Annotated in this window: 23 protein-coding genes and 1 pseudogene; 4 read left to right on the forward strand and 20 right to left on the reverse strand. The window is 42.0% G+C overall.

Features of this window, described 5'->3' with window-relative positions; translation table 11 throughout:
• Positions 1-91: 91 nt before the first annotated feature.
• From fliY to flhF, 6 genes are read right to left on the reverse strand one after another with little or no spacing between them, the layout of a single operon-like run.
• Positions 92-931, reverse strand: coding sequence for a flagellar motor switch protein FliY (fliY, locus tag LS71_RS08700; protein WP_034356867.1), 840 nt, complete (start codon positions 929-931; stop codon positions 92-94).
• Positions 928-1,989: a flagellar motor switch protein FliM gene (gene fliM / locus LS71_RS08705; protein WP_034356864.1), complete on the reverse strand. Its 1,062-nt coding sequence runs from the start codon at positions 1,987-1,989 to the stop codon at positions 928-930. Before fliM ends, fliY begins: the two co-directional genes overlap by 4 nt.
• Positions 1,982-2,689: an RNA polymerase sigma factor FliA gene (locus LS71_RS08710; protein ID WP_034356861.1), complete on the reverse strand. Its 708-nt coding sequence runs from the start codon at positions 2,687-2,689 to the stop codon at positions 1,982-1,984. Before LS71_RS08710 ends, fliM begins: the two co-directional genes overlap by 8 nt.
• Positions 2,686-3,045, reverse strand: a complete 360-nt coding sequence (locus LS71_RS08715) for a hypothetical protein (RefSeq protein WP_034356858.1) — start codon at positions 3,043-3,045, stop codon at positions 2,686-2,688. Before LS71_RS08715 ends, LS71_RS08710 begins: the two co-directional genes overlap by 4 nt.
• Positions 3,046-3,069: 24 nt before the next feature.
• Entirely contained in the window at positions 3,070-3,942 is an 873-nt protein-coding gene (locus tag LS71_RS08720; protein ID WP_034356855.1) for a MinD/ParA family protein, read from the reverse strand.
• 9 nt (positions 3,943-3,951) lie between these two features.
• Positions 3,952-5,403 carry a flagellar biosynthesis GTPase FlhF gene (flhF, locus tag LS71_RS08725; RefSeq protein WP_034356851.1) on the reverse strand — a complete coding sequence of 484 codons (1,452 nt, stop codon included), beginning with the start codon at positions 5,401-5,403 and terminating at the stop codon, positions 3,952-3,954.
• 442 nt (positions 5,404-5,845) lie between these two features.
• On the opposite strand from flhF, the gene LS71_RS08730 reads away from it, so the two are divergent.
• From LS71_RS08730 to LS71_RS08740, 3 genes are all read left to right on the forward strand, one after another.
• Positions 5,846-7,969 (forward strand): TonB-dependent receptor domain-containing protein, encoded by a 2,124-nt coding sequence (locus tag LS71_RS08730; protein ID WP_138109917.1) that lies wholly within the window; start codon positions 5,846-5,848, stop codon positions 7,967-7,969.
• A 138-nt stretch (positions 7,970-8,107) separates the two neighbouring features.
• Positions 8,108-8,683 carry a hypothetical protein gene (locus LS71_RS08735; protein ID WP_034355779.1) on the forward strand — a complete coding sequence of 192 codons (576 nt, stop codon included), beginning with the start codon at positions 8,108-8,110 and terminating at the stop codon, positions 8,681-8,683.
• A 77-nt stretch (positions 8,684-8,760) separates the two neighbouring features.
• On the forward strand, positions 8,761-9,252 hold the full coding sequence (locus LS71_RS08740) for an NAD(P)H-dependent oxidoreductase (protein WP_034355776.1): 492 nt from the start codon (positions 8,761-8,763) through the stop codon (positions 9,250-9,252).
• Here the strand turns inward: LS71_RS08740 and LS71_RS08745 are convergent.
• From LS71_RS08745 to LS71_RS08760, 4 genes are all read right to left on the reverse strand, one after another.
• On the reverse strand, positions 9,197-10,528 hold the full coding sequence (locus LS71_RS08745; protein WP_034355774.1) for a hypothetical protein: 1,332 nt from the start codon (positions 10,526-10,528) through the stop codon (positions 9,197-9,199). The two genes, LS71_RS08740 and LS71_RS08745, sit on opposite strands and share 56 nt — an antisense overlap.
• The gene (locus LS71_RS08750; RefSeq protein ID WP_034355772.1) at positions 10,507-10,914 is read right to left on the reverse strand and encodes a hypothetical protein; all 408 of its coding nucleotides are present in this window, start codon (positions 10,912-10,914) and stop codon (positions 10,507-10,509) included. Before LS71_RS08750 ends, LS71_RS08745 begins: the two co-directional genes overlap by 22 nt.
• Before the next feature lie 53 nt (positions 10,915-10,967).
• The gene (locus tag LS71_RS08755; RefSeq protein ID WP_034355769.1) at positions 10,968-11,399 is read right to left on the reverse strand and encodes a hemerythrin domain-containing protein; all 432 of its coding nucleotides are present in this window, start codon (positions 11,397-11,399) and stop codon (positions 10,968-10,970) included.
• 144 nt (positions 11,400-11,543) lie between these two features.
• Positions 11,544-11,762: a hypothetical protein gene (locus tag LS71_RS08760; RefSeq protein WP_034355766.1), complete on the reverse strand. Its 219-nt coding sequence runs from the start codon at positions 11,760-11,762 to the stop codon at positions 11,544-11,546.
• A 105-nt stretch (positions 11,763-11,867) separates the two neighbouring features.
• On the opposite strand from LS71_RS08760, the gene LS71_RS08765 reads away from it, so the two are divergent.
• The gene (locus tag LS71_RS08765) at positions 11,868-12,863 is read left to right on the forward strand and encodes a transaldolase (protein WP_034355764.1); all 996 of its coding nucleotides are present in this window, start codon (positions 11,868-11,870) and stop codon (positions 12,861-12,863) included.
• Positions 12,864-13,027: 164 nt separating this feature from the next.
• On the opposite strand, the gene groL is transcribed toward LS71_RS08765, so the two are convergent.
• From groL to ileS, 10 genes and pseudogenes are all read right to left on the reverse strand, one after another.
• Positions 13,028-14,665, reverse strand: a complete 1,638-nt coding sequence (gene groL / locus LS71_RS08770) for a chaperonin GroEL (protein WP_034355761.1) — start codon at positions 14,663-14,665, stop codon at positions 13,028-13,030.
• A 37-nt stretch (positions 14,666-14,702) separates the two neighbouring features.
• Positions 14,703-14,966 (reverse strand): annotated as a pseudogene (gene groES, locus LS71_RS08775) (co-chaperone GroES); the annotation flags it as partial.
• Between the two features lie 165 nt (positions 14,967-15,131).
• Positions 15,132-16,409 (reverse strand): multidrug effflux MFS transporter, encoded by a 1,278-nt coding sequence (locus LS71_RS08780; protein WP_081946281.1) that lies wholly within the window; start codon positions 16,407-16,409, stop codon positions 15,132-15,134.
• 71 nt (positions 16,410-16,480) lie between these two features.
• Positions 16,481-17,530: a 7-cyano-7-deazaguanine synthase gene (locus LS71_RS08785; protein ID WP_081946280.1), complete on the reverse strand. Its 1,050-nt coding sequence runs from the start codon at positions 17,528-17,530 to the stop codon at positions 16,481-16,483.
• Positions 17,508-19,160, reverse strand: coding sequence for a DNA primase (dnaG, locus tag LS71_RS08790; RefSeq protein ID WP_034355755.1), 1,653 nt, complete (start codon positions 19,158-19,160; stop codon positions 17,508-17,510). The genes LS71_RS08785 and dnaG overlap by 23 nt, the downstream gene beginning before the upstream one ends.
• Before the next feature lie 62 nt (positions 19,161-19,222).
• On the reverse strand, positions 19,223-20,203 hold the full coding sequence (locus LS71_RS08795) for a catalase (RefSeq protein WP_034355752.1): 981 nt from the start codon (positions 20,201-20,203) through the stop codon (positions 19,223-19,225).
• Between the two features lie 36 nt (positions 20,204-20,239).
• Complete coding sequence (locus LS71_RS08800; protein WP_034355750.1) at positions 20,240-22,501, reverse strand: NADP-dependent isocitrate dehydrogenase; 2,262 nt, start codon at positions 22,499-22,501, stop codon at positions 20,240-20,242.
• 156 nt (positions 22,502-22,657) lie between these two features.
• A complete protein-coding gene (locus LS71_RS08805) occupies positions 22,658-22,978 on the reverse strand; it encodes a hypothetical protein (RefSeq protein WP_034355747.1) in 321 nt (106 codons plus the stop codon).
• Positions 22,979-23,099: 121 nt separating this feature from the next.
• Entirely contained in the window at positions 23,100-23,243 is a 144-nt protein-coding gene (locus LS71_RS09500) for a hypothetical protein (protein WP_194145689.1), read from the reverse strand.
• Positions 23,244-23,351: 108 nt separating this feature from the next.
• Positions 23,352-26,156, reverse strand: a complete 2,805-nt coding sequence (ileS, locus tag LS71_RS08810) for an isoleucine--tRNA ligase (RefSeq protein WP_034355741.1) — start codon at positions 26,154-26,156, stop codon at positions 23,352-23,354.
• Between the last annotated feature and the right edge of the window lie 260 nt (positions 26,157-26,416).

The raw sequence follows: 26,416 nt of genomic DNA on the forward strand, positions 1-26,416 counted from the left end.
CATAACTAAAAGCACAAGACTTAATCACATAAAACATACACCACACAATAGGCAAGAAACAAAATAAGAATATATGGGAGTTGAAGAGCATTTAGCCTCTTAGTTGCTCTAGTCTATCGCGTTTAGTGCCGATGTCTGTGATTTGTATCCCAAAGTTTCCATCGACAATCACCACTTCGCCCTTTGCTATTACCTTATCATCTACAAGTATTTCTAGCGGGTCGTTGGCTAGTTGATTAAGCTCAATAACGCTACCAATATCCATAGCAATCACATCTTTAAGCAGCATTCTTTTTTGTCCAATGCGCACTTTCACATTAAGGCGCACATCTAAAATCATATTAATGTTTTTATATTCTGTAGCTGTGAGCGTGGGTGCAGCAGCCTGCGCGGGAGCAGATTCTGTATGCGCAGCCTGTGAAGTCGCTCCTCCCTCAAATAACCCCACAAGTCCAGCATTTGCTAGAATTGTAAAATTAGAATGGATAGAATCTAGAGAGAAATTAAAAATATATGCCTTATCAAAGCGCGATAAATCCATATTCTCCTTGATAAATTCCATACTTGTGCAGGTGAAATTAAGCTTTGGCAGCTCCTTTTGCGCATTGAGCGAAGTGGAGATAGCCCCAAAAATATTTGAACTAATCTCCTTTATCGCATCTAAATCATCTTCGCTCATCTCATTTTTTGCTTCTCCCTCGCCGCCTAGCATCATATCAGCTAGCGCACTTCCCATTTGCGCAGGGATAATGATAGCAAGCTCGCCGCTGCCATCTCCGCTTGCTTGAATGTAGCCAATAGCGTAAGGCACAGGGAGATGCTCAACACTTACATTACTATCGCTTGTGTGTGTGATATTGGGCGTTTTGCCTAGCAAACCCTCAATGGTGGCGGTTGCTTCTGCGACAATTAAGTCTATAAAGGCTTTCATTCTCCCTCCTCTGCGATATTTGCAATTCTATTTTTGCGCTGTGCTTCAAGCATTTCAAGCACTTCTTTGACTTGGTCTTTTTCTGTTTTAATCACTTCTTTAATTTGCAAAGTCTTGCGGTAGCGCTGCAGCCCAATGCTTGCGACATATTTTTCGCGCCCATCAACGGAGACAAGTATCGTATCATCAGCAGCCCTATCAAGTCGCACTATATCACCTACTTGCAAGTCTAGCACTTCTTTAAGGGTAAGTGTAGCACTGCCTAAATAGCCTGATACAATCACATTTGCCCCTGCGATGAGGGCTTGCAATTCTTTATTGCGAGACTTTTTGGAGCTGGTATCACTTAGCATTAAATCCCGACTAGCAAGCCTTGATAGCACGGTTTCAAGCGAAATAACAGGATAGCAAATACTCATCATACCGCTACTATGCCCGATGATAATCTCCATTACCACCATTATAACAATTTCATTTTGTGCCACGATTTGCACAACATTTGGGCTAGATTCTTTAGCATCAACGGTAGGAAAAATCTCTGTTATAGAACTCCACGCCTCTTTGAGGTTTTGCATAATTTGGCGCAAAAGCGTATCAAGCAAATTAAGCTCAATATCGCTAAACTCCCGTGAATTTTCGTAAGGGTCGCCCTTCCCACCCAAAAGTCTATCAATCATAGGAAATGCAATGCTTGGGTTAATCTCCAAAATCGCTGCACCCTCAAGTGGCTTCATCGAAAATATATTAAAGCTCGTAGGAGAGGGCAAACTCATCAAAAATTCCCCATAAGTCATTTGGTCAACACTATGAAGCTGAATTTCCACAATAGAGCGCATAACGGCTGAAACCTGCGAGGAGAGGCTACGCGCCATTTTATCATGGATTGATTTAAACGCGCGCAATTGCTCTTTACTCACGCGGTTTGGGCGCTTAAAGTCATAGAGCGTAACTTGCTTTTGGTGCGTAATGTCCTGTTTTTCTATCTCCGCGGTATCGCCATCATCATCGACAACCTCTAGTAGGGCGTCAATTTCTTCTTGACTTAGTATATCAGCCATTTATATCTCCCAATGCTTGTCGAATTTTTTTAATAACCTCTTTTGTGATTTGAGAAATGCGAGATTCTGTAATGTCCAAAATCTCGCTAATTTCCTTGAGATTAAGCTCCTCAAAGAAATAGAGCTGGATTATCATCTGCTCTCTTTTGCTTAATTTTTTAAGCACCTTGTGGATAATCTCCATAAGCTCCTCTTTTTGCACATCTTCAAGGATATTTTCCCCGCTTAGGGCATTATATTGCTCATCAATTGGCACGAGTGCATATACATCTGATGCTACTCGCGCTTCTCTAATTTTTGTCACATCTTCTTTGAGAATCTGCGCTAAATACTCATCGCTTGGCTCCTCTTGATAATTATTAAAATACTTTGAAACTTCATAATCAATGCTCTTAACAAGCTTGCGATTAGCGCGCGATAGCACATCAAGGCTGCGTAAATAATCGAGCATAGCTCCATTTACGCGTGTTTTAGCAAAACCCCAAAAAGAATCATTCAAACTACTATCATATCGCCTTGCAAGCTTGATAAGCTCCTCTGTGCCAATGGAGACCAAATCTGCCATTTCAATGGAGCTGGGCAAACGCTCTTTAAGCCGAAACGCCATAGCCTTCACAGCAGGGAGATACTGCAGGGCTAGCTCATCTTGAGCGTATTTAAGCGTTTGGTTGTAGCCATTATTTTGTTTTATGCTTTTCAAATTTGCCTCCCGTTTGTATTTTGCGCATTCTGCTGCGCGGCTAATTCTTCATCATCAGATTCTATACTTTTAATAAAGTTTCTAATCTTAGCAGATTCTTTTTCGCGTTTATCAAACTCGAGGCGATAGTATTCAAGGTTATTTTCAAGCTTGCTTTTTTTCAATTTTGAACGTTCAAAATCTAAAAACCAAAAGTATAGCGATACACAAACCGCCACGATGAGATACACGCCCATCGTAGTAATAATAGTCCATAGCACCATAAATTCAGGCTCATCAAACTTGCTAATAGCAAACGCAAGTCCAACGAAAAATCCTGCTACAACGCTAAAACTCATATAATTATCTGGTTTCATTGTCCATACCTTGTGATTTTAAGCCTAAATATAGCCCAGCACTTTCCGCAAAAAGTCGGCAAAACCTTGCTTTTGGGGTAGGCTAAGCATATTTTGTTCCATTTTTGCAACAAGCTGTTTGGCGATATGTCCAATCTGCCCACTCGCAGCAGTGAATGGCTCGGCTTTTACAAAAAGTTCTCGTGAGCGCACAGCCTTTGCTACGGCTTGACTTTGCTCAATAAAGCCCAAAAGACAAAGATTAAGCTCGGGAATATTTTTTTTGGCAAGATTTACTACACGTTCAAACACCACTTCAGATTCTCTAGCATTTTTTACCATATTTAAAATCATAAAAATATCTTTGCGCACTTTGGCATTAAGCTTAATGGTCGCATATGCATCTGTGAGGGCTGAAGGGTCTGGCATGGTTACTACCACAAGCATATCGCTCGCATTTAAAAAACTCTGCGTAATGCCGCCAATGCCCGCACCCGTGTCAATAATCATATAATCAATGGTATTTAAAATATCACTCTCTTGCAAAAATCGCTCAAATACGCCACTATTAGCATACTTTAAAATCTCCTCACCATTATCGCCGGGTATAAGATATAATCCATCTTCAATAGGATAAATAATCTCTTGGAAGCTCGCCTCCCCGCGCAGTGCGTGCAAAATATTTTTTTTAGTTTTCACACCAAAGATTAAATCAAGATTAGCCAGCCCAATATCCGCATCAAAGACAGCCACGCGCTTTTTTAGCTTCCATAAGCAGTATGCAAGATTAGCGCTAATGCTTGATTTGCCCACTCCCCCCTTGCCTGAAGTGATGGCTACAAATTTGGTTTGGCTAAAATTACGCTTATCTTGGCTCTGCATAAGCGACTGCAGCTCGTGGGCTTGATTTTGTATCATATCTACCCCTTATTTAGATTCTGGGCGTTTAAATCCATCAAGCAGGCAATCCACCAAATAGTCATTCCCCGCCAAAATCAAATCATTTGGCACGCCTTGCCCGATTGAAAGATAGCTAATTGGCTTTTTGGTCTCATACACGAGCGAAAAGATATTGCCAAAATTGCGGCTTTCATCAAGCTTGCTAAAAATAAGCGTATCAATATCTAATTCACTAAAAGCATTGTAAGTATCGCGCAAATCTTCATATTTGGCATTCACTGCTAGCACGAGGCTTATATCGATTTTATAATCGCTATTAAGGTAGGATTTTAGATTCTGTAATTTGCCTCTATCGTATTGAGAATGCCCCGCTGTGTCAATCAAAATATAATCGCAATGTTTTAGAGAATCTATAGCCTTCCCAAACTCCTCTGGCTCCACCACGGTATCGATACTAAGCTTCATCATACGCGCATACGCCATAAGCTGGTCTACTGCCGCCAGACGATAAGTATCAAGGGTAATCACGCCCACACGATAGCGCTGATTAAGCATTAAAGAATATCGCGCGGCAAGTTTGGCGAGCGTAGTTGTTTTGCCTACGCCTGTTGGACCCACTAGCATCATAATTTTTTTAGTATTGTTTTGTAGATTCTCTGTGCGGCAGTAAATCATCTTTCGCAGCACTTCGCGGAAATAGCGCTTGATAGTAGTTGAGTTTGAGCGCATTTTAAGCGGCATAAGTTCTAAAGAGAGCTGCATAATGCTATCTAAATGCTCTTTGTTCATACCGCTGCTTTTAGCGATTCTATAAATTTCAGCAAATTCTTGAGGAATGTTCAAGCCCTCACTCTTAGGGCTTTTCTCCTCCCAAAGCATATTTTGAATAATTTTTAGTTTGTCATTAAGCTCATCAAGCTCGCCCTTAATCTCTTTAAGCTCCATTTTTTCATTGATATTTTGGGCTATGCGTGTTTGGGCTAAATCCTTTATCCTATCATCAGCGCGCTCATCAATGGGGGCTTTTACAGCAGGCTTTGGAGTGGCTTGTGGGTAGGGGTGCGCAGAAGAGCTAATCTTTGGATTTTCTGGCATATTGCTTGGCACATTAGCAATTTGTGAAATCTGCTTAACCGCATCGGAGAGCTGGAGGGTTACCTCATCATAAATCTTTGGCTTTGCTCCTGTTTCACGCTTTTTTGCCATTTTCTTTTCGGCAATTTCATCAAGCTTTTTCTGCACGCTATTTTTGGGCAATGGAGCTTTTTTCTGTGGAGCTGGGGCTGCTTCTGCCTTAGATTCTGGGATTTGAGAATCCTCTATAGCGATGACAATCTCATACAAGCCCGGCTGCGTGAGAGACTTTTTACGAATTTCTTTATTTTCTACTAGCAAAATATCGCTACCAAAGGTGTCTTGAGCCTTTTTTAAGGCTTGAGCGGGAGTATCTCCCATAAAAGTGTGAAGTTTTTTTGCCATAATATCCGCCCTTTGCAAAATAAATGGCGTATTGTAGCTTGTTGATGTTTTAGTAAAGTTTAAGCACTTTTATGTGTATGTAAAAATTTTGGTTTTTCGAATTTTGGAATGCATACTTTGTCGCGCTAAAGATTTTATGCACAGTATGATGTAAGAAACAATTCACAGAATCTGTGTAGATTCTGTGAATTGTTAGCAAAGTGTAAAGGATTTTGCAAGTGGAGTGGGTAGATTCTAAACATTATACAAGCAGCAATGCTCCCCATTTAACAATAATTTAAGTCAAATACCACTATAAATTTACCCACGCGAATTCTTAAATAATAAGAATAGTTTGCGAAATTTATACAAAGGATTGCTGTGATGAAACGAAGTATCGTATTAGCTTGCGCATTGCTTGGAGCGAATGTATATGCCGACGTGGCAGATACAAGCGCGCGCAATGTTGCAGGGGGGGGGGGGCATAACTGAAAGTCCTACTCAAGATTCTAAAGAAGTAAAAAAGGTAAATCTTGGTCGCTCGGTGGTGAGCGCCACAGGCTATGAGCAGGATATTAAAAATGCGCCAGCGAGTATTTCAGTTATTGAAAAAGAGGAGATTATGACGCGCCCTGTGCGTGATATTGGCGATATTGTGCAAGATGTGCCGGGCGTTTATACAGAGGCTACAAAAGTTGGCGGTAATGAAATCAAAATGCGCGGGCTTGGCACGGAATATACGCTTATTCTTATTGATGGCAAACGCCAAAATGTCGCGCAGGGTTTTGATGCAAATGGCTGGGCAGGGACATTTTCTGGCTTTATGCCTCCTGCTAGTATGATTGAGCGCGTGGAGGTGATACGCGGACCTGCGTCAGTGATTTATGGAAGTGACGCAATGGGTGGGGTGATAAATATTATTACTAAAAAGCATAGTAATACCTTTGATGCAGGTATGCAGCTAGATACGCGCTTGCCCGAGCATAGTGAGTTTGGCAATCAATATGGTGTAAATGGCTATGTAAATATCCCACTTATTAAAGATATGCTCTCTTTAAATCTACGCGGGGGTTACAAATATGGCGACCAAAATGGCTTTTTAAAGCCTGCTGGGCTAACTCTTACTAACGCTGCGGCAAGAAATAACCCTTATGCTACTTGGAGTGCTACTGGCTTTACCAACTGGAATGCAGGTGGGCGGCTTAATTTTACGCCAAATAAGAATAATTATATCTATCTAGATTCTGAAGTGTATTTCGCGCGCACGGGTAGTCTTAATACCTCCGGCAATCAAATTACTGCTGTGCGTGATTTTTATAAACTCAATAATGTGCTAAGCCATGAGGCAGATTATGACTGGGGGAAACTCACTAGCTTTGTGCAGTATTCACAAACTTTTTGGGGACCTCATGCGAATGTGCCAATAGGTGGCACGCACGGCACGACTGTGAATTGGGGTAATAAGGGCAATGGGAAAGACAATAAAGATGTGATTGTGCAGACTAATTATTTTAAAGATATAGGCTTAGGTAATGCAGGCAATATCCTTTTTAATGGCGGCTTGTATTATATGTGGGAGCAGCTCATAGCCTATAATACAAATCCCGCCAATCGCTCAAATAAGCATATGAATCAAGTAGCCGCCTTTGCGGAGGGCGAATATCTTGTGAATGAGTATTTTAGCACTACGCTAGGTTTGCGCTACAATTATAGTGATATTTTTAATGCTACACCAAACCCACGATTTTATGTAAATTTTAATCCCACTGATTGGCTCACATTTAAGGCAGGTATCGCAAGCGGTGTGCTTGTGCCACAAATGAGCAATCTCTATGATGGCTACACGCTAAATACTTCAAATGCGGGAACCGTGGCAACCTTTGGGAATAAAGATTTGCAGCCTGAAAAAAGCTGGAATTACGAGCTAAGCGGTATTATCGATACAGAATCTGCAATGTTTATTTTGACTGGATATTACACAGATTTTAGAGACCAAATTGCCACTTATAGCTTAGGGCAAGGGCAAGGGGCGTGCGATGTAGTGGGAGCTGTAAGCTGTAATTTTTACCACAATGTGGCTAAGTCCTATATGACGGGTGCTGAAGTTGGGCTAAAAGTTAAGCCCATTTATGGCTTTAGCCTTGATAGCAGCTATGGATTTACGCATACAGAAGTGCTAGAAGCACAAAATGCAGCGAGTGCTTACACGGTTGGCGAGCCTGTGAGCAATATCCCGCGCCATAACTTTACTATCACGCCGCGCTATGCCTATAAAGACTTTAGTATGTATATCCGCTGGAGTGGAAAGTATAAAACGCCAACTTCGCCCACGAATTCCACCACAGGCACGCGAAACATCATAGGCAAATACTACAAAGACTATCAGTTAGTGGATATAGCCGCTACCTATAAGCTAAGCAAGCAGTATTCGCTCACTCTAGCGGTAAATAATCTCTTTGATGTGGATTTCTTTGATTATGTAATTCACGCTAACCAGCAAGGGGTTGCTAACGCTGGTTATACAAATAACTACCAAAGATGGCTGCCAAGCCGCAGCTACTGGATAAGCTTCCGCGCAGACTGGTAGGCGCAAAAATAAGGCTAGATTCTGTAGTTTATAGAATCTAGCGGGTATTTCACACTTATCTCACAATATTTTATTAAAATTGTAATAATCGCTCTTTTTATAAGCCACAAATTCCCAAAACAAGGATAAAGGATACCCATGAAACTTCACCGCAAATTTTGGATGCAAGTGCATCTTTATTTAAGCCTATTTTTCACGCCGGCTGCGCTTATTTACGCAGTTACTGGGGTGTTGTATATTTTTGAAATACGGCAAAATTCAGGCGCGATAATCCATGAAATCCCTCTAGATTCTCAACCGCCAAAGGGTGAGGAGCAGGCGTTTATACTAAAAATTTTAGAGGAGAATAACCTTAAAATCCCAAGCGATACACAAGTGCGTATGGGGCGCGGGGGTCTCACAATGGGGAATATCAAATACGGCGTAAATATCGCTAAGGACAAGAATGATAAGCCTATTTTGCGCACTACGGAGCGTAATTTGTATGGCGTGCTTATGCTTATGCACAAAAGCGGTGGCACAAAGCATGAAATCGGCGGCTTTAAATTCTCATATTTTGATTTTATTGCCATTAGCTTTGGCATTTCGCTTGTTATTTTTTATCTTTCAGGACTTATTATCACTTCCTTTTGTAAGGGCAAGCGCGCATCGGCTTTTGGCGTAATGGGCGTGGGGTTTGTTGTCACGGCTTTGGCGGTTTATTTTAGCGTGTAGTTGGCGTGCGGTTAAAGTGTGGGGGCTAAAATACAAGCGTTGTCGCATTTGAGCGCGATATTATGAAAGGAGCAAATATGCACACACTTATTATTTTTTCTCATACATTTTGGGCAGATTCTAAGGTCAATAAGGCTTTGTTGCAGCAGGCTAGCACACTTCAAAATGTAGTCATTCACAATCTTAGCACCACTTATGAAAATGCCAAAATCGATATAGAATCTGAGCTAAAACTGCTTGAAAAAGCAGATAAAATCATCTTTCAATTTCCGCTTTTTTGGTTTAGCACGCCAAGCATTATGAAAGAGTGGCAAGATAGGGTTTTGAGTAAAATTCTCTATGGCGCAAATGCTAAAATGCTGCAGGGCAAAAAATTTCAAATCATCACCACGCTAGGCGGCAATAAAGAGAGTTATGATGGGCATCATGGATATAGCCTTGAGAGCCTCCTTAGCCCTATTACGAGTTCATTTGCTTATATGGGCTGCGAGGTGCTAGAGAGTTATGGCGTTTTTAGCGCGAATACGGAGCATTTGCCGCTGCAAGAGTATTTAGCCCTGCTTCAATAGGGCTAGAGCGCTTTAAAATGCGCTTGTAGCTTATAAAACATCGCAAAATAAGCCAAAATCCCAAACTCCCCATACCACAAAGCCCAATCCCAGCCAAAATCCAGCATATAAACCACATTTTATACGCTAAACACGCGAGATTAAAAAGTGTGAAAATAAGCAGAATGCTCAAGGCTTTTATGTATCTTGCAGGGACAAAATCGCGCATATTAGGCACATTTGCAATGGATTTAAAAATCAGGTGAAACCACGCTAAAAACGGCACTATCTTAAATATCATCGCGCTTATAATACACAGGCAAAACCCGCCAAAAAGCACGCCATTACCATACGCAAAAAGGCTTATGAGCGCAAAATTTTTAGGCATTATAGAATCTAAGAGGCTAGATTCTATAATCGCTTGCACCATAAGCCACGCGCCTAGCACTATAAGCAGCCAAAAGCCTAGAAACCACAGCGGCATGGAGCTATCTTTAATTTTTCGCTTTCTATTTTTAAGCCTAAATATCGCGTTTATGCCAAAATACAAGCTCACAAGGCTAAGGCTAGCAAATAGCGCGCTATGTTGCCCTAGCACTAGCGCAAATACTGCTACGCAAAGCATTAAGGGTAGGATAAAGGCATAGAGGCTTTTTGAAAAGTTTTGTGCGACATAAAACATCGGCAGCACCTGCAAGCACACGCCCACGATAAGCAAAAATATCCACCCAAAGCCTCCTAGCACAAAATGCATTTGCCGCATACTTATATAATCCTCCACACTCCACAGCCCCGCATATGCGCCAAGCATAATAGCGCCAAGCACGCTAACAGCACATAAGCAACCAAGCGCGGCAAGCATATAATAAATCGTTGGTGTGAAGTGCTTAATGCCAAAAAGGCTACACATTACGCTTAAAATAAAGCCAAAAATGCCTAAATTTAAGCCTATCATTGCGATTATAAAATATATCGCACCAAATCCCAAAAACGCGCCTATAAGCGCGCATAAGCCTATATCAAGCGTGCAAATACTCACACAAGAGACTATCTGCACGCCTTTTATGCGAACGCCAGCAAGCACGGGGAGCATTTGGCATAGCGCGCCAAACATTACGCTTAAAAATATGCCAATTGTGAAAATATGCACAAATGCGGGCAGCGCAGATACATTATCTGTAAATGCCAAAATGCCGCACATAATCCCAGCAAGGCATAAAAAGCCAAAGGCATTTAAAAAGAAGCTAATCACCACGCCAAAGGGCGGAGCTTGCGTTAAAGAGATACCTTGATACATGGCATGTCTTTAAATATTTGAAAGTCTTGGCGCGTGGGGTTATGTGCGCCTTTGTGTGCGGTATTTGTGATGTTTTGTGTAGTATTTTGCGCGCTTTCTTGCATCGCATTTGCCGTGTGAGCTTGCAAATAGGCTACAAATGGCTTTAAAATACTCTCTTTAGCAATGTAGATTCTATAGAGTGGCTGCGGGTTTGTTTTAGAATCTAGCGGATTAACGACATAAGTAAGCGCTTGAGCCTTAATCACATCATAGAGCAAAAGCGGCTCTCTATAATGCTTCATAAGCAAAATATCGCCACTATGCGCATACAAAAGCGCCTCGCTCATAATCTCAAGCGGGCGCGGGTGCTCCAAATGCGATACATCATACTCTAAGATTTTCAAGGCTTTCCTCTGTAAGTTTTTGGCTTCTATGCGCCTTTAAGTGCGCATAGAATCTACATCGCCGCTAGCTTGCTCACTAGCTCATCATTTTGCGCGCCTAAGTGCATTTGTATCATATTATAGAGCATTTGCTCTTCTTTCATATTGTGCTGCTGGAGCATTATCATCATCGCTTCGCTCGTGCCAAAAAATGCCTCGCTATCTTTAGCCTCCAAAGCCGCTTCAAGCTGCGCAAGCAAGCCTCGCATTTGATTATGCTCATAAGTCATCACTTCCACAGGTCCTCCGCTCATGCCTGTGGCATTAATAAATTCGATAAAAAGGAGATTTTCTTCTTGATTAAAATGCTTTAAAGTATGGGCTTTAAATACCTCAAAGGCATTTTTTGCACTCTCAAACTCGCCCTCGCTCACAAGCTCTTCAATCTTGCTAAACTCCTCATCGCACGCCCTATGGTCATTGGTCATAAAATCTTTGATTTGCATTTTTCTTCCCTTATGTGTTGTTGTCGATATGTTGCCATCGCCTTTGCCTGCGCTTATGCGTTTTTAATTTATAGAATCTAGAGCTAGATTCTATAAAGGCGTGTGTATCTTATCCCAAAAGTGAGGTTTTAAAATTAACTTTTGTTAAGAATTATTGTTTTGTGTGGGGTTATAGCCCTCTATCACCCAGCCTTTGGGCGTTGGAAGGATATTATATTGCTCTGCTGTGTGCATATCAAATACATAGCACAAAGAGCTTTCAAGCTCTGCACGCTCCACAGGGATAACCCTTAGGCGCTCCTGCACTTCTTGCATATCCTCACATACCGCGCTAAAGCCGCACATCATTAATTTATATCGCATAAGATTATCCTCTAGTTTTTTGCTGTAATATTGCCATTTTATTTTTATAGCAATATAAACGCTGCAAGGGCTGCAATGCGTTTAAAAGTGTCTCAAGGAGGGAAAATGTCCTTTAGTATATGGTGTGATTTTATCCACAAGGATTTTTTGGAAAATGAGTTTAAGAATTTAATAGATTTGCGCATTGTGAATGGAGCAACTAGCAATCCTGCTATTTTTGCTAAAAGTTTGCAAACGCCCGCATACAGGGCATCTATCACAGCACTAGCGGGCAAAAAGCCAAAGGAAATATATGAGCATTTGGCTATGGCTGATATTCACAGAGCGGCGCAGATTCTAAAACCTTTGTGGGAGCAAAATAGCGCAAATGGCTTTGTGAGCCTTGAGATTGACCCATTTTTGTGCGATGATGTGGGTTTAAGCGTAGATGAGGGAGTAAGGCTCTATAAGCATATCAATATGCCAAATGTGATGATAAAGGTCCCAGCAACTAGTGCTGGCTATGAGGTGATGAGCGCGCTTGTGCGAGAGGGCATTCATGTCAATGCAACTTTGATTTTTACGCCACAGCAGGCTAAAATGTGTGTAGATGCGCTGCAGAAAGGTATGCAAAAAGGGAAGTTTAGGAGTGAGGCAGATTCTGTGCAGGGGGTTATTAGTGTGTTTGTTTCGCGCTTTGATAGGGCGGTAGATAATTTGGTGGCGGAGCATTTGCGCGCACAAATGGGTATCATAAACGCGCAGGAGTGCTATGAAGTCATTGAACATTATAAGATGCCTTGCATTCGCACGCTTTTTGCCTCTACAGGCGTGAAAGAAGGTGCAAAAGGGAGTGATGGCAAGCCTTTGGCACAAAGTTACTATATTGATAAACTTATTTTGCCTCATAGTGTGAATACAGCGCCACTTGAAGCCATTAGAGCTTATCAAACAAGCACAGACAAGGCGCAAAAATCGCCCATAAGCCCACATGCTCGCGCAGCATTTTGGGAGGAGCTAGCTAAGTATAATATAAACCGCGATGAGGTGGCAGAGGCGCTACTAAAAGATGGACTACAAGCCTTTAAGCAAAGCTTTGAAGATATGCTTAAAGCGCTGTAAGTGCGCTTGCAGATTTATTTGTTTATTTGATATATTGTTGCAGCGGATAGAGGCTAGATTCTGTATTTTGTTGGGGGGTAGATTCTAAATGCGTTAAAAAATGAAGTTTTTAGAGAAGCCCTCCCCCTCTTTTGAGGGTGGAGAGGAAAAGCAGTTTGGTGGGCTTACATCATACCGCCCATGCCACCCATACCGCCCATATCTGGCATTGCAGGAGCTGGCTTATCTTCTTTAATTTCATTAATAGTAGCCTCTGTAGTGAGAAGTAGGCTAGATACTGATACCGCATTTTGTAGCGCCACACGCGTAACTTTAAGTGGGTCTATAATGCCCTCTTTAAACATATCCACATACTCGCCTGTTGTAGCATTAAAGCCAAAGCCATCTTTGCTATTTTTTTCTACTTCATTGACCACCACGCCTGCGTCATAGCCCGCATTTGTGGCAATTTGCGCCAAAGGAGCTTTAATGGCGCGCTTAATAATGTCATAGCCAATCGCCTCATCGCCATCAAGTTTGAGTTTTACTTTTTGAGCTGCGCGAATAAGAGCCGAGCCGCCGCCAATCACAATGCCTTCATCAACAGCGGCCTTTGTAGCGCTTAGCGCGTCATCTACTCTATCTTTTTTCTCTTTCATTTCTACTTCACTTGCCGCGCCAACCTTAATGACAGCCACACCACCGCTAAGCTTAGCCAGTCTTTCTTGGAGTTTTTCTCTATCATAATCGCTTGTGGTGTTTTCGATTTCAGTTTTAATTTGTGCGATTCTATCTTTTACATCTTTTGCTTTGCCCTTGCCATCGACAATAGTAGTGTTGTCTTTATCAATTACGATACGAGCAGCGCTACCTAAATCAGCAAGCGTAGCCGCTTCTAGCGTTTTACCAAGCTCCTCGCTTATGACTTGCCCACCTGTTAAAATGGCAATATCTTGTAGCATTGCCTTGCGTCTATCGCCAAAGCCCGGAGCTTTTACCGCAGAGACATTAAGCACACCGCGCAATTTATTCACCACCAAAGTAGTCAAAGCCTCACCCTCAATATCTTCAGCGATAATTAAAAGCGGTTTTCCACTTTGCATAGTTGCTTCTAAAAGTGGCAAAATTTCTTTCATATTTGAAATTTTCTTATCTGTTAAAAGCACATAGGCATTTTCAAGCTGTGCAGTCATTTTGTCTGTGTTGGTTACAAAATATGCAGAGAGATAGCCTCTATCAAATTGCATACCCTCAACCACACTTAGCTCATCATTAATGCCCTTTGCTTCTTCGACTGTGATTACGCCATCTTTGCCTACTTTTTCCATAGCTTCGGCGATAAGTGCGCCAATATTCTCATCAGAATTTGCAGAAATAGTCGCCACTTGCGCGATATCGCTTTTGCCACCTATTTTTTTGCTCGCCTTTTTAAGCTCATCGATGATAGCAGCACTTGCTTTATCCATACCGCGCTTTACTTCGATAGGATTTGCTCCTGCTGTGATGTTTCGCAAGCCCTCTTTATAAATGCTGTATGCAAGCACAGTTGCTGTGGTTGTGCCATCGCCTGCTGCATCAGCAGTCTTGCTTGCCACTTCTTTTACAAGCTGCGCGCCCATATTTGCAATAGGGTCAGCGAGCTCGATTTCTTTTGCCACAGACACGCCATCTTTTGTGATTGCTGGTGCGCCATAGCTTTTTTGTATCAACACATTGCGCCCTTTTGGACCCATTGTTACCTTTACCGCATCGCTTAATTGCTTAATGCCCTCATATAGTTTATTTCTTGCAGAATCTGAGAAATGGATTTCTTTACTTGCCATGTGTTACTCCTTAAATGAAATGTTTAAATTATTTTTCAAGAACGCCCAAAACATCATCTAGCTCTAAAACGATGTATTCTTTAGAATCTAGCTTGATTTCCGCGCCTTTATATTTGCCAAAAACGACTTTGTCATTTTCTTTTAGAATCTTGTCATCTTTGATTTTTGCACTTACTGCTTTGACTACGCCAACAAGAGGCTTTTCTTTTGCATTATCAGGGATAATGATGCCCGAACTTGTCTTTGTATCCTCCTCAACACGTTCGATAAGGATTCTTTGCCCTAAAGGTCTAAATTTCATATTTACTCCTTCTCATAAATAAAATTAATCAAAAATTTAGCACTTAATTTTTGAAGTGCGATTATTTTATATTTTTTTGTTAAATAAGTCAATACTTTATAGTAAATTTATAAATAAACTTTAGTCTTTATAACTAAACTTATATATGCTAGATTCTATAAACTTTTACATATTGCCCTTTTGGCGCGTTTGAGTGCTAAAAAATAGCGCGCTCCCTAGCCATACTACAATAGCCATAAGGCAGGCAAGCATAAAGGGCGTATTTGCCTCCAATGCGCCAACAAGAAAGGATATAATCCCAGCTAGTGCAAATTGTGTTGTGCCAAGCACTGCTGAAGCCGTGCCAGAGTGTGCTTTAAAGCGTGCCATAGCAAGAGTGGTTAAGTTTGGCAGCAAAAAGCCAAGTGAAGAAAGCGTGGCAAAAAGCGCGATTTCAAAGATAAGAAAATGCCCTAAAAAGCCAGCCCCAAGCAGTAAAACTACAAAGCACGACATTGCTACAAATGCCCATTTAAGCACCACAAGCGGAGAGTATGTAAAAACAATTTTGGCATTAATCATCGAGCAGAGCATAAGCCCTAGCGCATTTATCGCAAACACAATGCTATAAGTGGTCGTATCGAGCAAAAACACTTGCATAAACAAAAATGATGAGCCAGTGATATATGCAAACATCGCACTCATCGCAAATGCACCTGCTAGCACAAAGCCCATAAACACCTTATCACACAAAATTAATTTATAATTTGCTAGCGTTTCTTTCTGTGAAAAGGGCGCACTATGGGCGGGTGCAGATTCTCTAAATCCTACAAGAATAAGCACAAATAGCACAATGCCCATAAGAAATAGGCTTAAAAAAATGCTATGCCATTCAAAAAATCTTAGCAGCATAGAGCCTAGACTTGGTGCGAGCATGGGCGCTAGTGAAGAGACTACCATCATAAGCGCAAATACGCTAGCGGCTTCTTTGAGGGGAAATTTATCATTAACAATCGCGCGCGCTATTACTATGCCCGCGCAGCCTCCAAGCGCTTCAAGAAATCGTAGCGCAATAAATACATATATAGAATCTACCAGCACACAGCCCACACTCGCACCAATAAATAGCACAAGCCCTACGCATAAAGGTTTTTTGCGCCCAAAGACATCGCTAAGCGGTCCATAAATAAGCTGCCCAAAGGCAAAGGCGATAAAAAAACTTGCCAAAGAGAGCTGCGTATAAAAATCACTCACCGCAAAGCTCTTGCTCACATTTGGCAATGCAGGCAGATACATATCTGTGGAGAGTGGCGCGATACTTGACATAAACGCAAGGAGGAAAATAAGAAAAGCCTTGCTCGCTTTAGAATCTAGCACTTTAACATCAGGTGCGGGCGTTAGTGGCGCGCTAGATTCTGTATTATGCGGATTTTGAGTGCGTTTGTTGGGTGTATTGGAGGGCATAGATATCCTTTGAAGCAAAGTGAAAAAGTATTATAAGTGCAAAATGTTAAAAGCAAACTTTGCGCTTTGTATTATTGCAGCAAGAGCAAATAGCTTTGTGCTTTCTCTCGCGTGAGCGGTAAAAGTGAGTGTATATGCTCACCAATTTGCACTTGATAGTGCTTATCTTCTTGCGTTTTAGCATAGCTTAAAGCAATGCGCCCTGCTAGCATTTTATCCGCTTGCGAGGCGCTAGATTCTATAATGCCTGTTGGACCCACGCAATCAAGCAGCGTGATAATTTCCATAGACGGATTTGGTTTTTTTAATTTTGCGCCCTCCTCCTCATTGCGTGCAATCACGCACCTCGCGCCATTTTCTAGCACCAGATAGCGCCCTACTTTTATCATTTCTATATCAGCTACATGCATTTGGCGATGCGCGCTTAAATCCTTAATCTTTGCCGCGATAGAATCTTGCGTGAGCAGGCAGCCTCCGCCGGGTTTTTCATAATATTTAAACCCATAATGTTTAATCATTTCAAGCTGCCTTGTGCGTCCGCGCCCACTTACATCAAGGAGCTTATCTCTATCCACCCAGCCCATTCTTTCAGGGAAACTTGGCTCTAAGAGTTTGGCGCTCATTGGGCGTAAAAGCAGCTCATCAAGTGTTTTTGGCTTAGTTTTATCGCTTCCATCGCGGCTTAGAATGGCATCAAACTTACTCTCCTCACCAATGTGGCGCACAAGCTTCCTTACTTGGTCTAGAGCCTCTTTGCGCTGTGATTTGGGGCGCTGTCCTAGCACCTCTCCGCTAATGACAAAATCCGCGCCCACCTCTAGCAAATACGCAAACGCATTGGCAAACATATTAGCATGGCAGTCAATGCAGGGATTAAAGTATTTGCCATAGCCATATTTTGGCTTAAATAGCACATCATTAAAAAACTGCTCTCTTATATCTAAAATTTGGAGTGGCACATCAATTTGCGCTGTGGCGTTTTGAAAATAAGTAAGTTTATCTTTATTCCCGCCAAAGCCTATATTAAAATGCAGCGCGATGACATCAATGCCTTGTTCTTTGAGTAATTTCATAGAAATGAGGCTATCGCAGCCTCCGCTAAAAAGTGCTAGGGCTAACATAGGGCAGTAATTCTCCTTTTTTGAGTTGTAAGATTTTTGTTTTTATCTCTTTTATCATCGCTCCCTTATCTTGCAGGCTTATATCGCTAAAATAAGGCACTTGTGGGAGCAAGCGCGTATAAGCATTCGCGATAAATAATCGCAAATGCTCTTTTAGCGCATTTAAATCACAAAGGGGTTTTATGCGTTCATTAAGCACTATGGCAAGTAGTTTTGGCTCATCATAGTGCTTTTGCATAAGCAGGGCAAACTCCTCTTTTTTGTAATCAAAAAGTGATATGTCAATATATTCAATGGCAAAGTCAATAAAGGCTGGATTTTCAAGGAATGTCTTAATAAGCACAGATTCTGAAAAATCCTGCGAGTGTGTGCTAAAAGGCGCATTTTGTTCGTATCTTGGCTTCGTGTGAATGAGCCTTGTGGGCAAGGAAAGCAGGCGCGACAAAATTGGCTTATACTCTTCTTGCAAAATGGGGCTTAAAGTATGGAGAAACTGCGTAGATTCCATAAGCGCTCGCTCTTTTTCTGTGGGATTATTAAGTTCGTATTTTTGGGCTATATGCTGCAAGACAAACTCGACAAACGCCACAGGCTGCGCAAACTTATCGCTTAGCTCCTGCACTTGTTTGTTGGCTACCATATCCGCTGGGTCTGCTCCATTTTCAAAAATCACCACACCACCATCGCAGCCAGATTCTATAAGGATTTTAGCAGCCTTAAAAGCGGCATTTATCCCAGCTTTATCGCCATCATAGCTTAGGATAATTTTTGGCTCACCCTTGCGCAAAAGCGGGATATGCTCCTTAGTCAAAGCCGTGCCAAGCGTAGCCACAGCGTAGTCAAAGCCCGCTTGATGTAGCATTATCACATCGAGATAGCCCTCACACACAATGATTTTTTTTTGCTTATAAATGGCTTCTTTGGCAATATAGTAGCCATAAAGTAGCTTTGATTTATTAAAAATTTTGCTTTGGGGGGAGTTTATGTATTTTGCCTGCGCATTTTTCATAGTCCGCCCGCCAAAGCCTACTACCTTACCATTAGGCGAATGAATGGGAAATATTATCCTTTCGCTAAAACGCGCATATTCTCGCCCATTATCCCTGCCGATAATGCCAAACTCTAGTGCTTCGCTTTTATTTAATGCCTTAGCGTTTAAAAAATTAATGCTCTCAAAGCTCGCTCCGCAGTATCCTAGACGAAATTTCTCTATGCTTGCATTTGCCACTTGACGCGAGGCTAGGTATTCAAGGGAGGATTTATGCTGCAATAACTGCTTTTGATAAAATCTCATCATCTCATCAAGCACGATAGAATCTGCCTTTTTGGGGGCATTATTCTCATACTCAAGGCTAAAATTCAAAAGGCTAGCGATTTTTTCCACGCTCTCAACAAAGTTTAATTTCTCATATTCCATAACAAATTTAATCGCATCACCCCCCACGCCGCAGCCATAGCAGTGATAAAAGCCCTTAGCACCATTGACAACAAAGCTTGGCGTTTTTTCGTTATGAAAAGGGCAGCATGCAAGGTAATTGACGCCAGATTTTCTTAGCTCAATGTATGAGCTTATCACATCAACAATATCAATGCTTTGCTTGAGTGCCTCAATGGAATGTTTGCTTATCATCATTTTAGGAGCGTGTTTTAGTCTCTTTACTTACCTATTTTGCCTGCTTTAGCGTGCCTTGCTTACTGACGCCTGCCAAAAGTGATGCCATAGACTTCATTTCGCACGCTAAAAAGCGGGTCGCTTGGCGCACTGACACCTTGCGGAATGTCCGCTGGCAAAAACATCTCATCATTACACGCGCCATCGCTAGTTTGCGCCACGCTCAAAGTGCCAATAAGAGCGCGTTTATGCGCCCCCTGCCACAACGCAGTCGTATCATCTACCTTATCACCCTTATTTGCCAAAATAAGATACATATTGTATTTTATGGGCGCATTCGCCACATGGCGCGCAAAATCAGATTCTAAAAAACTATCATTCATAGAATCTAGCTCTTTTTGCGTAGCGTATTTCGTGCCTAAAAGCGGCTCAAAAGTAATGCGCGCAGGGATATTTTTGCCATTTTTTTCTTTAAAATAAAATGTATGAATGCTGTGATATGCGGTATTTGCGACACTTGGGGTAATGCCTATGCCTTGCATATATTTCTCGAAGTTTTTAAATGAAGGCGTATTTTGCGTAATAGTTTTTATTTTTTCACTATCCACACGCCCATTTTGCGGGATTCTCATCTCAAAAAATGTGATAAATTCCTGCGGATTTTTCGCAAAATTAATCTCAGTATTTAGCAGCACCATGCTCCAAGATTCCGCGTTAGTCTGCATTCGTAGCGCCATTCCACGCCCCTTACTTTTATCACTTTTAATAGCCCCTCCTAGCGAATATCGCACCTCAGCAGGAATATTTTTATCTCGCAAAATAGGAATGTCAAAACGCTTACTCGCCTCGCTATTTGGCGTGAAAGTGCCTAACGCACAAAAGCCCTGCGTATGATTAATCTTTTGCTTTGGCCTTTTTGGGTTATAATTTAGCGCGTAAAAAATATCCGCAATTTTCGTCGCATAGTCTCCTTGCGCTGCAGAATCTTTCATAGAATCTTTTTGCGCCAAATCTTGTCCATAAACAAACATCACCACCATAAATAACAATAATGCTCTCATTTTCCAACCTTTTCATAGAATCTAGATTCTGTAATTTTATCCCCTTGCAATCTTTTCAACTATCGCATTAAATGTTGCGCTTGGGCGCATGATGGCTTCTGTTTTAGCATCATCAAACTTATAATATCCGCCTAAATCGACCTTATGCCCTTGTGCGCCATTAAACTCCGCGCGTATAGAATCTTGCTTAGATTCTAAAGTATCTGCAATTGGCTTAAAAAACGCCGCTATATCGCTATCCTCGCTCTGCCCAGCCAAAGCCGCCGCAAAATACATCGCCAAATAAAAATGGCTCGTGCGGTTATCATCTTCGCCCACCTTACGCGATGGCGCTTTATTATTATCAAGCCATTGCCCAATCGCCCTATCTAGCGCGTCCGCCAAAACCTGCGCTTTCTTAGAATCTTGCTTTAACGCATAAAACTCAAGGCTAGCCTGCAGCGCCAAAAACTCGCCCAAACTATCCCACCGCAAGTGATTTTCACTCACCAGCTGCTCGACTTGCTTTGGCGCACTCCCACCCGCACCAGTCTCAAACATCGCCCCGCCATTTAGCATCGGCACGACAGATAGCATTTTCGCGCTCGTGCCAAGCTCTAAAATCGGGAATAAATCGGTCAAATAATCGCGCAGCACATTGCCAGTAATGGAAATCACATTTTTCCCAGCGCGGATTTGCCGCAGCGACTCTAAGCACGCCTCTTTTGGTGACATAATCTTAATACGCTCACGCAGCGCAGAATCAAGCCCCATAGAATCTAGCTTTTTTTCCACAATATCAATCATAATTTTATTGCTCGCACGCTTAGAATCTAGCCAAAATATCGCCATTTCACCCGTGATTTTCGCACGCTCCACGCCCAAATTTATCCAATTATCCACCGCATCAGGCTTTGCCTCATTTGCGCGGTAAATATCGCCCTTTTTCACGCTGTGAGCCAGCAGCACCGCGCCCTTAGAATCTAAAATGCGAAACTCGCCATCGCTTTGTGCGATAAAAGTTTTATCGTGCGAGCCGTATTCTTGCGCCTTTTTTGCCATTAAGCCCACATTGCTCACACTGCCAAGTTTCTCTGGGTGCAACGTGCCAAATTTACGCAAATCCTCTAGCACAGCCTCATAAATTGTCGCGTAAGTCTTGTCCGGAATGACCGCATTTGTGTCCTTCTCATTGCCCTCTTTATCCCAAAGCTTCGCGCCATTTTTCAGCATCGCAGGCATACTCGCATCGACTATCACATCACTAGGAACGTGTAAATTTGTAACACCTTTACTAGAATCTACCATAGAAATTGGCGCATTTTTACTCAAAATCTCGTGGTATTTTTTTAAGATTTTCTCTTTTAATGGCGAAGATTCAATTCTAGCCAAAAGCTCGCTCACACCATTATTTGCATTAATTTTTAGCCTCTCAAACTCGTCCTTAAACTCGCTAAAAAGCTCCTTAAAATACGCTTTCACCGCATATCCAAATATCACAGGGTCGCTAACTTTCATCATCGTGGCTTTCAAATGCAAGGAGAAAAGCGTATCATTCTTGCGACACGCCTCAATTTGCTCCTCATAGAATCTAAAAAGCGCGCCGCAGTCCATAAATGTAGCGTCCAAAATCTCGCCTTTTTCAAGTTTGAGATTATTTTTTAGCACGATTTGGTCTTTAGAATCTGCGGTATTTTTGCCATTAGATTCTATAGAATCTGCTGGCACAAACACGATTTTTGCCTCCGTATTTTCGCTAATTAGGACAGCCTTTTCATTATCAAAAAAATCGCCACTGCCCATAAAACTAACCCTGCTTTTAGAATCTGGGCTAAACTCCTTTACCTTATAAGGATTTTTTTGTGCGTAGTTTTTCACCGCCTTAGTGCTGCGTCTATCGCTATTGCCGGCGCGCAAGACTGGATTTACCGCACTTCCTAGCACTTTTTGATATTTTTCTTTTATTTCTTTTTGCTTCTCATTTGTGGCATCTTCTGGGTAGTCTGGGATTTTATAGCCCTTATCTTGCAGCTCTTTAATTGCAGCTTTTAACTGCGGAATGGAGGCAGAAATATTTGGCGTTTTGATTAGATTTGCATTAGGCTGTGTTACTAATTTACCCAATTCGCTCAAGGCGTCCGCTACTTTTTGTGTAGATTCTAAACACTCTGGGAATTGCGCCAAAATGCGTGAGCTAAGCGAAATGTCGCTCGTTTCAACCTTAATTTGTGCGTGATTTAAAAATGCCTTTGCAATGGGCAAAAAAGAATAAGTGGCTAACGCTGGGCTCTCATCAGTCAAAGTATAGGTGATTTTCATGTGTGTCCTTTGGGGTGAAATGTGCTTAAAGTATAGCAAAATTGGTTATGTTTGCAGTCAATGGGTAAAGATTTTTTAACTTTCATGGTGGGGGATTTGTGGGCAAATGTGCAGATTCTATAAATGTTTTATAAGCACCGCGCTAGCTTGAAGTTTTTAAGCGCGTATATCAAGTAAATGCGTGCTAGGCGCTTGTGCTAAGCTATCCTCCTCGATAATAGCCTCCTCTACTTCTTTTTGGTTATCTGCGTGAGTGTCTTTAGCATTTTGCCTTTTTTCTTGCTTGTCATCAGGCTCAATTTCTTGTATTTCAGGCGTTGGAGAAACCTCCTGCACGGCTTCTACTTTATCGACAAACTCTTGCATATTTGCATTTAGGTTAAAATCAAGCTTTTGCATATTGTTAGCATGCTGGACAGAGCCAACTTGCGAATTTTGATTGATATAAGTTACATTACCAATGGGACTAAGCGCCATAATACACCTCCTTAACCTAAGATATATCGCCCTTTGTCATTATATTTTAGATACTTAAGCAAGGTTTGTGCCATTTTGCTCGCATTTGTGTTTTTAAGCTTTATTCATATGGCTACATTGGCTATATTTTGGGGCGGAACATTTTAAGCAGACCAAAAGCCACAAGTGCGCATAGAAGCGTTACAAAAATACCACTAAATGCCTCAAAATACCCAAAAGGCTGCGTAAAATCCCACACCTTTAGTCCCATTATTTCAAAGCCCATTTCTGCTCCTTATATTGTATTTGCGCTCTCTGTGAGCTTTGCTTACATTTGTAAGACCGCGCGGCTTTTTATAAAAAGCAGCAGCGCGGAAATTATAGAATCTAAATTTTAGCGAGATTCTATAACACCCGCACACCGCTCACATAGCGCACTAGAATCTTGCACCACAAATTGCCAGCACCGCTCACATCGTCCCTCTTGCGCACGAGTGATAATAAACTCTTCGCCATTCACGCTAAAGCGCGCCAGCTCCTCTATGGTAGTATTTATAGAATCTGCGCGCACTTGCGAGATGATGAGCCATTCTTTAAGCAGTGGTAGGGCTTTTGGCGCATAGAGCGTAACTTCAAGCGAGGATTTGAGCTTCTTTTGCTTTTTTAGATTATCCAAGCATTCTGTAAATTGCTCTCTTATCGCCAAAAGATAGTCAAAATCCGCACTTAAGGCAAGATTGTAGTGTTGCGCGCAAGTGATATTTGGTATATCAAAAATATCTTTATAGTCCCCCTTAAACGCTGTGCTTGCATGCTCAAAGGCTTCATTTGCCGTATAGGTAAGCACAGGTGCGATAAAATGCAAAAGCCTATGCAAAAGCATTAGCATTGTGCTTTGGATAGCCTTTCGGCGCGTGGAATGGAGGCTATCACAATACAATATGTCCTTGCATAAATCTAAGTAAATCCCGCTTAGCTCATTAGTTAAGAAATTCATAACCACCCCAAATGCCTTAACAAACTCATATTCGCCAAAATACGCATACGCCTCGCCAAATACCTCATCGCAGCGCGCTAAAATCCACCTATCAATCTGCCCTAGCTCATCTTTGCCTACTTTATCTTGCGGAGAGTGCGGGGCATTAGCGAGCAAAAAGCGAATGGTGTTGCGTATTTTACGATACTGCTCGCTTACTTGCTTTAAAATCTCTTCACTTATATTTTGGTCGCTTTGATAATGGCTAAGTGCCACCCACAAGCGTAAAATCTCACTTCCATGCACTTTAATAATCATACTTGGCGCAATGACATTGCCCTTACTTTTGCTCATTTTCTCGCCATCTCTGTCAAAGGTAAAGCCATGCGTCAGAATCTGCTTATAAGGCGCAATTTTAGCTACCGCACAGGAGAGCAAAAGTGAGCTTTGAAACCACCCTCTATGCTGGTCACTTCCCTCAAGATACATATCTGCTGGGTGATAGCCCGCATCGTAGGTATTGCCTTTGCAGCGGTATTTGTTTTCAAGCACGGCGCTCCAAGTGCTGCCGCTATCAAACCACACATCAAGAATATGCTTGCTTTTGCTTAGTTGATTAGCCAAATGCTTATAACTTGTGGGCAAAAGCTGCTCTATATCCTCACTCCACCACACATCACAGCCTTTTTGCTCAAACAGGCTTGCTATATGCTCTAGCACGGCTATATCAAGCAGAGGTTCACCCGTATTTTTATCCACAAAAAACGCGATAGGCACGCCCCAATCCCTTTGGCGAGAGATGCACCAATCAGGGCGATTTTCAATCATAGATGAGATTCTATTCCTGCCATTGCTAGGATAGAATCTTACCTTTTGAAGCTCGCTTAGTGCTAGTTCTTTAAGGGTTTGCCCTTCATAAAAAGGCTTATCAAGCAAGATAAACCACTGCGTAGTCGCGCGATAAATCACGGGCTTATGCGAGCGCCAGCAATGCGGATAGCTATGCGTAATCACACTTTTTTGCAAAAGTGCATCGCCTAGAATCTCAAAAATATCCTTATGCGTATCAAAAATGTGCTTTCCTACAAATTTATGCACATACTCCTTTGGCACAAGCTGCATAGATTCTATAAGCGGGCTAAAATTACCGCTATCATCAACAGGCATAATCACTGCCAAATCATACTTAAGTCCCACATAGTAGTCATCTTCGCCATGTCCGGGCGCGGTATGCACAGCACCCGTGCCATCGTTCATACTCACATGCTCGCCTAAAATGATAAGCGATTCTCTGCTATTTAGTGGATTAATCGCCTTAAGCCCTTCTAGCTGCGTGGATTGAAAGTGTTTATCAATCTCGCCTATATCAAGATTTGCTAATAAATTTGCGCGCACTTTTTCATACAGCGCAGAAGCTACGATGTAGCCATTTGTAGTAAGCACATAGCTTTCATTTGGGCTTAGCGCGATAGCTACATTTGCCGGCAGCGTCCAAGGTGTCGTAGTCCAAATGATGATTTTGCCTTGCGTAATGCCAAGCTTTTTTGCCGATTCATTTTCAAGCGCAAAAGCCACAAAGATAGAATCTGATTGCTTATCCTCATACTCCACTTCTGCATCTGCCAAAGCTGTCTCGCATGCCCAGCTCCAATAAATAGGCTTAGAGCGCTGCGCGAGCAAACCTGCTTTCACAAGTTCAATAAGCAGGCGGTAGATTTGAGCTTCAAAAGCAAAATCCATAGTTTTGTATGGATTCTCAAAATCGCCAAACACGCCTAAATCCTGAAACTCTTGTGATTGAATGTCAATAAATTTGCGCGCATGTTCGCGGCATAGCTCGCGTAATTTAGTCTTATCAAGGCTATCTTTTTTTGCTTTGCCTAGTTTTTGCTCTACTTGCTGCTCAATGGGTAGTCCATGGCAGTCCCAACCGGGCGTATAGCGGATATTTTCACCTTTAAAATAATGATATTTGACAATAATATCTTTAAGAATTTTATTAAGCGCATGCCCGATGTGCAAATGTCCATTGGCATAAGGGGGACCATCATGCAGGACAAAGCTTTGCTTACTCTGGCTGTGTGCGTTTTTTAAGCGATGATAAATCCGCTCTTTACGCCATTTGGCATAAGTGTGCGGCTCATTTTGAGGGAGATTAGCTCTCATAGGAAAGCTTGTTTGAGGCAAAATCAAGGTTTGTTTATAATCTGTGTTTGCGTCCATGAGTTGCTCCTGCGTGCAAAAATATTGCGCGATTGTAGCAAAAAATCATAACTTTGCCCACTGGCTTTGGCGTTGGCTTTATTGACATTTTTAAGCGCGTAACATTAGCTATAGCATGAAGCGATAGAATCTAGCGTATGTTAGCGCATGAGGGCTGTTGCAGATTCTATAATTCCACATTGTGTCAAGTGGCTTTCTCAAATCGCCCAATACACGCGCGCACTATCCAAAAAATCAAAACCATTTTTGAGCAAAAGACA

Source organism: Helicobacter jaachi, from assembly GCF_000763135.2.
Lineage (GTDB): Bacteria > Campylobacterota > Campylobacteria > Campylobacterales > Helicobacteraceae > Helicobacter_C > Helicobacter_C jaachi.